Genomic DNA, 11,650 nt, shown 5'->3' with positions numbered 1-11,650 from the left:
GTCTTGATACTATATAGAAGCCGGATACGCCCGTGGGCTACCACTTTTCGCTTGGCGGCACGGGCGCACCCCATAGTGGTAGCGCAGCCACCCGTCGGGTCCGCCGACACGTGGGTGGGCTACCACTCATGCGCGCGGCTATCGCTCGATCAGCCAGGTGAAGCCCAGCGCGGGCAGGTGGGCGCGGCCCTCGCGGACCTCCAGCGGGCCGTCGCTGCTCAGCGCCGTTTCCAGCCAGCCGTAGCGGCCGATCGCGGCGGCGTCGAACGCGCGTGGCTCCTCGGCGAAGTTGGCCAGCCCGATGAACGTGCCGCTGCGGGGATGCCTGCGCCGCCAGGCGAAGACGGCCGGGTCGTCGACGCCGAGGACTTCGATCTCCCCGCCCGTACGCAACGCCAGAAGGTCTTTGCGGGCCCGCACGAGCTGCCGCAGCGCCGCGAAGACGCGGCCCTCCACCGTCGCCGGGTCGTGCCGGCGCGCGGCGGCCGCCCAGTCCATGTGCGGGCGGTGCATCCAGCGGTTGTCGTCGGCCAGGGCGGGATCGTCGAGGTAGGTGTGGTCGTTGCGCATCGCCAGCTCGTCGCCCATGTAGATCAGCGGGATCCCGCCGAACGCGAACGCCACCGAGTAGAGCAGTGTCAGCCGGCGGATCGCGGCGCCATCCGCAGCCCCACCACCGCCCTTGACACGACTGAAGACAGGGTCGTCCGTCTCGAAACCGCACAGCGACGCGGCCGTCCCGGAGATCCGCGCGTCACCGGTCTCGGGATTCTCCTGGAACAGCGCGCCGCGCGCGAACGAACCCGGGAACCGCCCGGAGAAGAAGGCGTTGAGGAAGTTGCGGTGGTTCCACCAGTCCCAGCCCACCGCCGCGGCGTCCTGAGCGCTCACCGCCCAGCCGATGTCGTCGTGCCCGCGCACATACGTGCACCAGGAGGACGAGGCCGGGATGGGGCGCATCCGGCGCAGCGACTGCGCCATCAGCCGAGCGTCCTTCGTGGCCAGGCTGCTCCACAGCATCACCATGAGCTGGTTGTGGTAGGCCAGCTCGCACTCCGGCCGGTAGCGGTCGTGCCCGCCGAGATAGGGCACCAGGTCGTCGGGCGCCACGATCGCCTCGGCCTTGAAGATGACCCCGGGCGCGGCCAGCCGGGTCAGCGCGTGCATGGCCTGCACGATGCGGTGCACCTCGGGCTGGTTCATGCACGTGGTGCCGAGGCGTTTCCACATGAACGGCACGGCGTCCAGCCGGAAGATGTCGACGCCCCGGTTGGCCAGCCACAGGATCGTCTCGAGCATCGCCTCGAACACCGCGGGGTTCGAGTAGTCGAGGTCCCACTGGTAGCTCCAGAACGTCGTCCAGATCCACTCCCCGCGCTCCTCGAAGAAGGTGAAGGATCCAGGGGCGCGGTCGGGGAAGACCGGGTCGATCGTTCTCTCGTACGCGTCCGGCATCTCGCGATCGGGGAACGACATGTAGAAGTTCTCGTACGCCGGGTCGCCCGCCAGCCACCCGGCGGCCCACGGGTGTTCCTTCGCCGTGTGGTTGAGCACGAGGTCGACACAGAGGCTCATGTCCCTGGCGCGCAGCGCGTCGGCGAGTGCCGACAGGTCGTCCATCGTGCCCAGCCGCGGATCGACCGACCGGTAGTCGGCGACCGCGTACCCGCCGTCGTTCTCCCCCGGCCGTGGCTTCAGCAGCGGCATCAGATGCAGGTAGGTGACGCCCAGCTCGGCCAGGTAGTCCAGCTTGTCCGGAATGTTGGCGAGGGTGCCGGCGAAACGATCGGCGTAGCAGACGTAGCCGACCATGCGGGCCCGCTGGTACCAGTGCGCGTCGATCTCACGGCGGCGGTCCAGCTCGCGGAGGGCGGGCGGTCTGGCCGCGGCGGCGTCGAGGGCGACCCGGACGAACCGGTCCAGGTCGGCGGAGCCGTAGACGATCTCCAGCGGCTCGAAGATGTCGAACAGCGACGTCTCGAGCCGGGCCAGGAAGGCGACCGCCTCGGCGCGGCCCAGCCGCTCCCCGGCCTCGGCCTCCAGAGCGGGACGGAGCCGCTCGAAGGCGTCGGCGGCACGGCGGCGGACGGCGATCTCCATCGCCTCAACCTAGCTACGAAGGAAGAGCAGCACCGCCAGAACGCGCCGCGACTCGCTGCCGGTCGCCGGCAGGCCGAGCTTGCTGAAGATGCTGGACACGTACTTCTCCGCGGCCCGCACCGTGATCACCAGGCGATCGGCGATGCCCTGGTTGGAGGTGCCCTCGGCCATCAGTTCGAGGACCTCCCGCTCGCGCGGGGTCAGCTGCTCGATCGGGTCGTCGCGGCGGCGCCGGGAGAGCAGCGTGGAGACGATCGTCGGGTCGACGGCCGAGCCGCCGGCCGCGACCCGGCGGACCGCCCCGATGAACTCCGGTACGTCGCTGATCCGGTCCTTGAGCAGGTACCCGACACCCTCGGCGGAATCCGCCAGCAGCCGCATCGCCAGCCCCACCTCGACGTACTGGGACAGCACCAGGACACCCAGGCCGGGGAACTTCGACCGCACCTCGATGGCGGCGCGCAGGCCCTCGTCGGTGTGCGTGGGCGGCAGCCGGATGTCCAGCACCACCACGTCGGGCACGCTCACCGCGAGCTCGGCCCGCAGCTGGAGGGCGTCGCCGCAGCGGGCCACGACCTCGAAGCCGGCGTCGCCGAGCAGCCGCGCGATGCCCTCGCGCAGCAGCACGCTGTCCTCCACGATGGCTACCCGCATGGCAGCTCCGCCCGGACCAGGGTGCCGCCGCCCACCGGGGTCCACACCCGCAGCCGGCCGCCCAGCGCCTCGACCCGGTCGGCGAGGCCGCGCAAACCGCTGCCCCGTTCGGCGTCCGCGCCGCCGCGGCCGTCGTCGGCCACTTCGATCACCAGCTTGCCTTCCCGCTCGACCACCTCGACGGTGGCGGATCTCGCATCGGCGTGCTTCCCGATGTTGGTCAGGCTCTCGCACACCACGTAGTAGGCGGCGACCTCGATCGCCTCCTCGCCCTTCTCGGGCACGTCGACCTTGAGGGACACCGGCACCGGCGCCCGCGCCGCCAGCGACTCCAGCGCGACGGCGAGGCCGTGCGCGGTGACCACCGCGGGGTGCAGTCCGCGGGCGAGGTCGCGCAGCTCGTCGAGAGAGGTGGCGATCTCGGTACGCGCCGCCGACAGCAGATCGGCCGCGCCGGGATCGCCGTCCAGCCGGGTCTGCAACACGCCCAGGCTCAACGACAGCGCCACGAGTCGCTGCTGGGCGCCGTCGTGCAGATCGCGCTCCAGCCGCTGCCGCTCACGCTGCCCCGCCTCCAGCACCCGGGCCCGCGAGCCCTGCAACTCGTCCACGGTGGCCCGCAGCTGCGCCTGCAACCGCCCGTTGCGCAACGCGATCGCCGCCGCCGCGGTCACGGCGTTGAGCAGCTCCTGCTCGTCGCGCAGCGCCGGGTCGTGCACCAGCGCGGCCATCGGCTCGCCGTCCTCCATGATTACCGTCATCCGCTGCGGATCGTCGGGCAGCGGCACGGGTTGCCCGCCCTCGTCCGCCCACACCTCGAACCGGGGCAGCCAGTAGAGCAGCTCCAGCGACGGGTCACGCAGCGCGCGCGACAGCGGGGTGCGCAGGTCGGCCGGATCCTCGCGCAGCTCCATCACCAGGTCGCCGATCGAGCTGCGGGCCAGCCGGATCTGCAGCAGCCCGGCCACGAAGGCGACCGGCGCGACGCCCAGCAGGAACAGGCTGACCTGCTGCACGACGGGGAACACCGGGCCGCCGAGGGCGCCGGACAGCAGCAGCGCCGCGATCATCACCAGCCCGACCGTGAACGAATCCAGCAGCAGCCGGAACGAGCGCCGCAGCGGACGCCGCTGCCGGCGCCGCCGGGTCAGCAACAGCGCGGCCGCACCCAGAGCGACGGCGCTGACGACGACCAGCTCCACCTTGAAGATGACCAGCGCGAGCCCGGGCCGGTCGAGCACGGTGAAGACCTGCGGGGTCAGGCCGCCGAGCAGCATCACCACGAGCTGGCTGACCAGCGCGGCCGCATATCCGATGCCGAGCAGGATCCGCTCCAGCGGGCGGCGGATCCGCCCGGACGGGTAGGACAGGAAGACGTGCACGACCAGCACGAAGGGCAGCAGGTCCAGATACTGGCCGATGCTGTGCGGGATCCCTTGCTCGAACCAGATCAGCGTGGTGATCAGGATCGCCACACCGGTGGCAACCATCAGTGGACCGAACCGGATGCCGGGCCGGGCACTCCAGGCGACCAGCCCGCAGACCGTGTAGGACACCGCCATCCAGCTGATCACCGCCAGATGCAGCGGCGAGTTGCCGTTGTACAGCCCGACCCCGATCATGCCGCCGAGCCCGGTCAGCAGGATCGCGCCGAGTGTGGTGAGAAGTGCCGTGGCCGGCCGAGGCATCGACGATGACGCTACGCCTCGACCGGCCAGCAGCACATAGCGGAAATCCGTCATGCGACCGGGTAGTCGACGACTTGGAGGATCATCGGGATCGCCATCCGGTGCCGCCCGGCGTTCCTGGGATCGATCTGAACAGGCTGGTTGGGGTCGATCTGGTCCGGCGGCGGGACGCTGCCCGGGCTGTCGAAGGACCGGAACACGAACGGCAGACCCTCGGAGCCGAGCGGGGACGGCCCGTCCATCAGCTGGAAGTGCACGTGCGGCGCATCGGTGAACCCGCTGTTGCCGATCTGGCCGATGACCTGACCGGCGCGGACGCGCTGGCCGGCCGCCACCCGGACGCTGCCCGGCGCCATGTGCGCATAGGCGGCGAAACGACCGGCGCCGATGTCGATGATGACGGAGTTGCCGAGGACGGTGGCGGGCTCGCCCGGCTCGGTGGCCTGGAACGGGACCTGGTTCGGCATGCCGTCGATCGCGCTGATCACCGTACCGTCGGCGGCCGCGTGAAGCGGCTCGCCGTACGCGGCGAAGCTGTGCACGTCGTCGATCGGCCCGTCGAGATAACGGCCGTCGGGCTGCAGCCGGGAGATGTCGTAGGCGAACCGTTGACCCAGCGAGAGTTTGCCGTTGATGCCCTGCAGGACGGTCCGGTGCTGGTCCGGGGTGCAGCATCCGGTCAGGTGCACCCAGCGGGGGCCGTGCACGGGCGGCACCAGGACGGCCGGCTCCCGTTGCGAGACGGGCGTCCGGGCCGCCCGGAACGGCGAGGCGAACAGCGCCAGCTCGGGTTCGGTGGTGACGGTCAGCCGATGCTCCAGAGTGCGCGGCGCCCGGGCGTCCCGCGGCAGGACGACGTCGAGCACCGCCTTGTGCATCGTGCCCGGCGCCACCACGCGGCCGGGAACCGCGAGGATTGAGCTGGTCGCGGCCTCGAGCGATGCGCCCCGGAAGTCCGCGATCACCCGGTCGCCGGAGAGCACCTCGATCCGCTCGACGGTGGCCGGGAACTGCTGCCAGTTGAGCATCAGCAGCTCGTAGGCGAGGTGTTTGCGGCCGTCGGCGCCGACCACCGGCTCCGGCGGCTGCTGCACCGTCACGGTCAGCGCCGTGTAGTGGTCCACCGGCGGTGGAACGGGCCGGGCGGTGGCGCCCGACGAGCCCATCGGCAAGGTCAGGGCGAGGGCCACGAGTATGCCTTTGATGATCATTTCCGCCATGCCTTCCGGTCGAAGAGGAGGGCCACCGCGACCGCGACCCAGAGGAAGAACTCGATGAGCTGCTGCCGGGCGAGGCCGTCCCCGGTGTAACCGAGGTCGCCCATCGTGATGAAGCCCTGGGCGCTGTGAAAGATCAGGGGCAGGAGCACGCTGCCGCCGGTGCGGTTGAAGAGCCACACGTACACGAAGGTGATGACGAACGTGCTGCCGAACCCGATCCAACCGATCTCGGCGGCCAGCGGCAGATGCCAGCCCGACACCAGCACGCCCAGGATGGCGGCGGACGCCAACGGGGAGCGGCGCTCCTGCAGAAGCGGCACGGCGTAGCCGCGGAACGACGGCTCCTCGGCCATCGGCCCGTCCAACGGGTTGATCAACCGGACCAGGAACCACAGGGCGAAGGTGGTCCAGGACAGGTGCAGCCAGTCCGGAGCGGGAGCCACGTTGACGGCGGTGGCCACCGCCCGCACCGCGAGCGGCACCAGCAGCGCGAACGCGTAGTAGTACCAGGGCACCCGCCACCGGATCAGCCGCCGGCCGAGCTCCGCGAAGCCGGAGCGCCCGTCGGCCGCCGCGATGACGATGATCGCGGCGAGGAGGGCGCCGATCGCGTTGAAGGCCTGCCGTGGCCAGATGTCGTAGTGGTGGAGCGGCCAGGACCACCATGCCAGCGCATACGCGAGAACGAAGAACGACACGAGCCGGTGGCGCGCGATCAGGTTCGCGCGGCGGGGCGCGGGTGCGACGGCGGGCCTGGCCTGCGACTGAATGATGGGTGTCTTCATAGGAAAGACGCTGTCAGGCATCGCCGCCTGCGAAAAGCCGGTGGTCCGGTGGGCTCGGGGTTCGGTTTTCTGGTGTACCCCGCAGCGACCCGTGCCGATCCGCCGGGGATCGGGTACGTTCCGGCCCATGAGGAAACTCGTCGCCGTCGTGCTGGGCCTCGCCGTGATCGCGGGCACCGGGGCGTTCACCACGCCGAAACTCCATCCGTCGTGGCAGCTGACCGACACCGGCGTGACCGCGCGGTTCCGCGGCCTGGCTCCGGTCAGCGCCCGGGTGGCCTGGGCGGCCGGCTCCGCGGGCACCATCCTGCGGACCGTCGACGGCGGCCGCAGCTGGCAGAGCGTCGGCCCGCCGGGGGTCGAGGAGCTGCAGTTCCGCGACATCGAGGCGTTCGACGCGCACAACGCGGTCGCGTTGACCATCGGCGAGGGCACCGACTCGCGGCTCTATCGGACGACGGACGGCGGCCGCAGCTGGACCGAGGTGTTCCGCAACGACGAGCCGACCGCCTTCTACGACTGCATCACGTTCCTCGACCGCCGGCACGGGCTCGCCCTGTCCGACCCGGTCGGCGGCAAGTTCCGGATCCTCGCGACGGCCGACGGCGGGCGTACCTGGGCGGTGCGTGACCCGGCCGGGATGCCGGCCGCACTTCCCGGCGAGTTCGCCTTCGCGGCCAGCGGCACCTGCCTGGTCTCCGCCGGCGGCCGGGCCTTCTTCGCGACCGGCGGCGGCGAGCGGTCCCGGGTCTTCACCTCCGACGACCGCGGCCGCTCGTGGCACGTGACCGACAGCCCGCTGCCGAGCGGCGAGGCGGCCGGCATCTTCAGCCTCGCGTTCCGTGATCGCCGCCACGGCATCGCGGTGGGTGGCGACTACCTCACCCCTACCGCGGCGCCGGACGGGTCGGCGACCACGCGCGACGGCGGGCGCACCTGGACGGTGTCGCGGAGGGTGCCGGGCGAGTACCGCTCCGGGGCGACCTTCGTGGTGGGCACCGTGGCCCTCGCGGTCGGCCCGACCGGCAGCGACTGGTCCCTCGACGGCGGCCGCACCTGGACGCGCTTCGACACCGGGAGCTTCGACGCGGTGCTCTGCGCCCGCGACCTCTCCTGCTGGGCCTCCGGCGAGAACGGGCGGATCGCGAAACTGCGCTTCTAGACTTTCACCAGACCCTAGGGTGCGCCGTCGAGGTAGGCGAGGACGGCCAGGACGCGGCGGTTGTCGTCGTCCGACGGCGCCATGCCCAGCTTGGTGAAGATGTTGTTGATGTGCTTGCTGATGGCCTTCTCCGTGACGAAGAGCTTGGCCGCGATCGCCGCGTTGGACCGGCCCTCGGCCATCTCGCCGAGCACCTCCCGCTCGCGGGGGGTCAGCACCCCGAGCGGCTCCCGGCGGGCCAGCAGCTGCGACACCACCTCGGGGTCCATCACCGTGCCGCCGCCCGCGACCCGGCGCACCGCGTCCACGAACTGGCCCACATTGGACACCCGGTCCTTCAGCAGATAGCCGACGCCGCCGGTGCGGTCGGTCAGCAGCTCACGCGCGTAGAGCGGCTCGACGTGCTGGGACAGCACCAGAATCGGCAGGCCCGGCACCTCGGTACGCGCCGCGATCGCCGCCTGCAGCCCCTCGTCGGTGAAGGTCGGCGGCAGCCGCACGTCGACCACGGCCACGTCCGGCCGGTGTTTGACCAGCGCCGGTAACAGACCCGGCCCGTTGTCGACCGCCTCGACCACTTCGAAGTCGAACGCCTCGAGGATGCGGATCAGGCCATCCCGGAGGAGGGCGAGGTCTTCGGCGATGACAACGCGCACGGCAGCTCCATGGTCACGACGGTCGGCCCGCCGGGCGGGCTGGACAGCGTCATCGTGCCATCGAATGCGGCCAGGCGGCGTTCGATACCCCGCAGGCCGGTGCCGTCGCCGGGATCCGCGCCGCCGCGCCCGTCGTCGCCGACCGTCATGAACAGCCTATGGTCCTCGTGCCGCAGGCTCACCCAGGCGCTGTGCGCGCCGCTGTGCTTGGCGACGTTGGTGAGCGCCTCGGCGACCGCGAAGTAGGCGGCCGACTCGACGGGCGTCTCCAGCCGGCCCGGCACCCCGCCGTCCACCGCGGTCGGGACCGGCAGGCTCATCGCCAGCGCGCGGACCGCGCCGTCCAGCCCGCGCTCGGCGAGCACCGGCGGGTGTATCCCGCGGACCAGGTGGCGGAGCTCGACCAGGGCGGTGCCGCTGCTCTCCCGGGCCTCGGCCAGCAGCTTGCGGGCCGCCGCCGGGTCACGCTCGACCAACTCCTCGGCCAGCCCGATCATCATGCCCAGCGACACCAGCCGGGCCTGGGCGCCGTCATGCAGGTCACGCTCGATGCGGCGTAGCTCGGCGGCCTGCGCGTCGACCGTGTCGGCCCGGGTCTCGGTCAGCTCCGCCACCCGCAGGCGCAGCTCGGCGGCCCGGGTGGGCGCCAGGAACAGCCGTGCGAACACCGCATCCACCCAGCGCAGCCACGGTGCGGCGACCAGGCCGAAGGCGAGGAAGACCGCGCCCTGCGGCAGCGCGAGGAGGCCGTCGCCGAGCGATTCGATCGGCCAGATCGCGCCGTAGCCGTACCAGCCGCCGCCCAGCCAGATCCACAGCGGGATCAGCGTGATGCCCTCCAGGCCATAGAGCGGCACGGCCAGCGCCACCGCGCCGAGCGCCACACCGACCACCGCCCCGGGCAGCAGCCAGGCGAAGTCCCGCCAGGTCGCCGGGTCCTTGAGGATCCAGAAGTAGCGCCGCCAGACCTGGTCGGGCCGCGGCGCGTACGGCCGGGCGATCGGGACGCCGGCCGCACCCGCCCGGCGCCGCTCGAAGTCCGCCCGGGCGCGGACGAGGCGGGTCATCAGCGACAACGTCACCATGCCCACGCCCGGGATGAGCCCGATCAGGAGGGCGACCAGCCAGAGCACGAAGAGGGGGACGTTCAGCACGCCCAAGGCGATCGACAGCAGGCCGCCACCGACGGCGCGCACGCCGCGCCGGCTCCACTCCGCCAGTTGCTCGTCGGTCACCATCTCCACGTCCCGATTCTGTCTCCCGAGTGCATCACATGTCGGTGGTGATAGCTCTACTTCCGCAGGTCCGCGCCGATCTCGTGCAGGTGGGCCAGCGCGATGCGGTACGACTCGACCAGGCCCGTGACCTCGTACGAGACGCCGATCTCGGCGCAGTAGGCCTGCACGATGGGCTGGGCCTTGGCCAGGTTCGGCGACGGCATGGCCGGGAAGAGGTGGTGCTCGATCTGGTAGTTCAGGCCACCCAGCGCCACGTCCATGAGCACGCCGCCACGCACGTTGCGCGAGGTGAGCACCTGCTTGCGGAGGAAGTCCTCGTCGCCCGTGGGATGCGGCATCCCCTTGTGGTTGGGGGCGAAGGTGAGGCCGAGGTAGACACCGAACACCGCCTGGTGCACCACGAAGAACGCGAGCGCCTGCAGCGGGCTGAGCACCAGGAACAACACCGCGAGATAGCCGACGATGTGCACGCCGAGCAGCGTCGCCTCGAGCCACCGCTGCTTGATCTTCTCCGTGCGCAGGGCCACGATGCTGTCCTTGCGCAGGCTGAGCCCGAGCAGCGTGAGCAGCGGGAAGAACAGCCACGCCTGGTGCCGGGTCAGCCACGCGCCGAATCCGGTGCGCTCGGCGGCTTGCTCGCGGCTCCACACCAGCGCGCCCGGTCCCACGTCCGGGTCGAGGTCGTCGTGGTTGGGGTTGGCGTGATGACGGGTGTGCTTGTGCTGCCAGTATCCGTAGCTCATGCCGATGCCGAGGTTTCCGGCGATCATGCCTGCCCGGCCGCTCGCCGTCGCCGTCCGGAACACCTGCCGGTGCGCGAGGTCGTGCGCCACGAGCGCCGTCTGGGCGAACACGACGCCCATGACGGCGGCCACCGCGACGGTCCACCACGAGCTGCCGATCAGGAAGAACCCAACCCAGGTGCCGATCAGCACGAGGGCGACGGCGGTCAGCCGCAGCACGTAGTAGGAGGGTCGGCGGTCCAGCAGCCCGGCGGCCTGGATCCTGCGGTTGAGTTCGGCGAAGTCACTTCCGGCGGCGGCCTTTGCCGTCGTCATCATCGTCATTCGTCCAGCGTTGCGGCCACTTCTGCCGTGGTCAGGAGTGCTACCACCACTCTTCACCGGCAGGCTGTCCTCAGCACCGACCGTTTCGCCGAGAAGGAGAATTCGATGGATCTGCAGCTCAAGGACAAGGTGGCGGTGGTGACCGGCGGCAGTGTCGGCATCGGGCTGGCGATCGCGCGGGGGCTGGCGGCCGAGGGCGTACACGTGGTGTTGTGCGCCCGCGACGGCGCGCGGCTCGCCGCCGTGACCGCGCAGATCAAGACCGATTTCGGGGTACGCGCCGAAGCCGTCACCGCCGATGTGGCGACCGTTGCCGGCACCGAGGCGGTGGCCGCCGCCGTGGCCGGGTTCGGCGGCGCGGACATCCTGATCAACAACGCCGGCACCGGCAGCGAGGAGACGATCCTGGACGCGCCGGACGAGCGCTGGAACGCGTACTGGGAACTGCACGTGATGGCCGCGGTCCGCCTGGCCCGCGCCCTCGCACCCGGCATGAAGACCCGCGGCGGCGGAGTGATCCTGCACAACGCGTCGATCTGCGCGACTCAGCCGCTCGGCTACGAACCCATCTACAACGTCACCAAGGCGGCGCTGGTGATGTTCTCCAAGTGCCTCGCCAACGAGCTGATCGGCGACGGCATCCGGGTGAACGCGGTGAACCCCGGGCTGGTCATGACGCCGGACTGGCAGAAGACCGCGAAGCTGCTCACCGAGGGCACCGGGCAGGGCTGGGAGCAGTATCTGCAGAAGATCGCCGACGACAACGCGCCGATCGGCCGCTTCGCCGACCCGGCCGAGATTGCCAACCTCTTCGTGTTCCTGTGCTCACCGAAGGCGAGCTACTGCGTGGGTTCCACCTACTACATCGACGGCGGGTGGCTCAACGTCATCAAATAGCACCACCGTCTATGCTGTCTGCCCATGACGGCTCCCGACGGCATCGACGCTTCGGTGCCCAATGCCGCCCGCATGTACGACTACTACCTGGGCGGCAAGGACAACTTCGCGGTCGACCGCGCGGCCGCCGAGGCGGTGCAGCACGAGGCGCCGGAGATGCCCGAGCTCGCGCGGGAGGGCCGC

At 71.0% G+C, this 11,650-nt stretch carries 11 protein-coding genes; 3 read left to right on the top strand and 8 right to left on the bottom strand.

The genetic code is table 11. The features are described 5' to 3' along the window. Positions 1–138: 138 nt before the first annotated feature. The 5 genes from AB0M20_RS09835 to AB0M20_RS09815 are packed head-to-tail and all read right to left on the bottom strand — an operon-like array spanning position 139 to position 6,447. Complete coding sequence (locus AB0M20_RS09835) at positions 139–2,100, bottom strand: amylosucrase (protein ID WP_364296375.1); 1,962 nt, start codon at positions 2,098–2,100, stop codon at positions 139–141. Positions 2,101–2,109: 9 nt separating this feature from the next. Then, positions 2,110–2,754, bottom strand: a complete 645-nt coding sequence (locus tag AB0M20_RS09830) for a response regulator transcription factor (protein WP_364296373.1) — start codon at positions 2,752–2,754, stop codon at positions 2,110–2,112. Next, the gene (locus tag AB0M20_RS09825; RefSeq protein ID WP_364296371.1) at positions 2,745–4,442 is read right to left on the bottom strand and encodes a histidine kinase; all 1,698 of its coding nucleotides are present in this window, start codon (positions 4,440–4,442) and stop codon (positions 2,745–2,747) included. The genes AB0M20_RS09830 and AB0M20_RS09825 overlap by 10 nt, the downstream gene beginning before the upstream one ends. Positions 4,443–4,492: 50 nt before the next feature. After that, complete coding sequence (locus AB0M20_RS09820; protein WP_364296369.1) at positions 4,493–5,653, bottom strand: M23 family metallopeptidase; 1,161 nt, start codon at positions 5,651–5,653, stop codon at positions 4,493–4,495. After that, on the bottom strand, positions 5,650–6,447 hold the full coding sequence (locus AB0M20_RS09815; protein ID WP_364296367.1) for a CPBP family intramembrane glutamic endopeptidase: 798 nt from the start codon (positions 6,445–6,447) through the stop codon (positions 5,650–5,652). The genes AB0M20_RS09820 and AB0M20_RS09815 overlap by 4 nt, the downstream gene beginning before the upstream one ends. Before the next feature lie 127 nt (positions 6,448–6,574). Here AB0M20_RS09815 and AB0M20_RS09810 point away from each other — a divergent pair, with 127 nt between their 5' ends. Beyond that, positions 6,575–7,609, top strand: a complete 1,035-nt coding sequence (locus AB0M20_RS09810; RefSeq protein ID WP_364296365.1) for an oxidoreductase — start codon at positions 6,575–6,577, stop codon at positions 7,607–7,609. Positions 7,610–7,623: 14 nt separating this feature from the next. Here the strand turns inward: AB0M20_RS09810 and AB0M20_RS09805 are convergent, their stop codons facing one another. The 3 genes from AB0M20_RS09805 to AB0M20_RS09795 are packed head-to-tail and all read right to left on the bottom strand — an operon-like array spanning position 7,624 to position 10,564. Next, positions 7,624–8,265, bottom strand: a complete 642-nt coding sequence (locus tag AB0M20_RS09805) for a response regulator transcription factor (protein WP_364296363.1) — start codon at positions 8,263–8,265, stop codon at positions 7,624–7,626. After that, a complete protein-coding gene (locus AB0M20_RS09800) occupies positions 8,217–9,503 on the bottom strand; it encodes a sensor histidine kinase (RefSeq protein WP_364296381.1) in 1,287 nt (428 codons plus the stop codon). The genes AB0M20_RS09805 and AB0M20_RS09800 overlap by 49 nt, the downstream gene beginning before the upstream one ends. A 53-nt stretch (positions 9,504–9,556) precedes the next feature. Next, entirely contained in the window at positions 9,557–10,564 is a 1,008-nt protein-coding gene (locus AB0M20_RS09795) for an acyl-CoA desaturase (protein WP_364296379.1), read from the bottom strand. Positions 10,565–10,675: 111 nt separating this feature from the next. Here AB0M20_RS09795 and AB0M20_RS09790 point away from each other — a divergent pair, with 111 nt between their 5' ends. Then, the gene (locus AB0M20_RS09790; protein WP_364296361.1) at positions 10,676–11,467 is read left to right on the top strand and encodes an SDR family oxidoreductase; all 792 of its coding nucleotides are present in this window, start codon (positions 10,676–10,678) and stop codon (positions 11,465–11,467) included. A 24-nt stretch (positions 11,468–11,491) separates the two neighbouring features. Continuing rightward, positions 11,492–11,650: SAM-dependent methyltransferase (locus AB0M20_RS09785; protein WP_364296377.1), on the top strand; the 159-nt coding region annotated here is incomplete at its 3' end.

It is taken from the genome of Actinoplanes sp. NPDC051633 (assembly GCF_040681735.1).
In the GTDB taxonomy this organism is placed as follows: Bacteria; Actinomycetota; Actinomycetes; order Mycobacteriales; family Micromonosporaceae; genus Actinoplanes.
Note: the sequence above shows the minus strand (reverse complement) of the source record. Positions and strands in the feature narration are given on the sequence as shown.

Excerpts from the sequence above, each read along its gene's own strand:
- AB0M20_RS09835 (WP_364296375.1), bottom strand. The coding sequence starts at position 2,100 with ATGGAGATCGCCGTCCGCCGCCGTGCCGCCGACGCCTTCGAGCGGCTC.
- AB0M20_RS09830 (WP_364296373.1), bottom strand. The coding sequence starts at position 2,754 with ATGCGGGTAGCCATCGTGGAGGACAGCGTGCTGCTGCGCGAGGGCATC.
- AB0M20_RS09825 (WP_364296371.1), bottom strand. The coding sequence starts at position 4,442 with ATGCCTCGGCCGGCCACGGCACTTCTCACCACACTCGGCGCGATCCTG.
- AB0M20_RS09820 (WP_364296369.1), bottom strand. The coding sequence starts at position 5,653 with ATGATCATCAAAGGCATACTCGTGGCCCTCGCCCTGACCTTGCCGATG.
- AB0M20_RS09815 (WP_364296367.1), bottom strand. The coding sequence starts at position 6,447 with ATGAAGACACCCATCATTCAGTCGCAGGCCAGGCCCGCCGTCGCACCC.
- AB0M20_RS09810 (WP_364296365.1), top strand. The coding sequence starts at position 6,575 with ATGAGGAAACTCGTCGCCGTCGTGCTGGGCCTCGCCGTGATCGCGGGC.
- AB0M20_RS09800 (WP_364296381.1), bottom strand. The coding sequence starts at position 9,503 with ATGGTGACCGACGAGCAACTGGCGGAGTGGAGCCGGCGCGGCGTGCGC.
- AB0M20_RS09795 (WP_364296379.1), bottom strand. The coding sequence starts at position 10,564 with ATGATGACGACGGCAAAGGCCGCCGCCGGAAGTGACTTCGCCGAACTC.
- AB0M20_RS09790 (WP_364296361.1), top strand. The coding sequence starts at position 10,676 with ATGGATCTGCAGCTCAAGGACAAGGTGGCGGTGGTGACCGGCGGCAGT.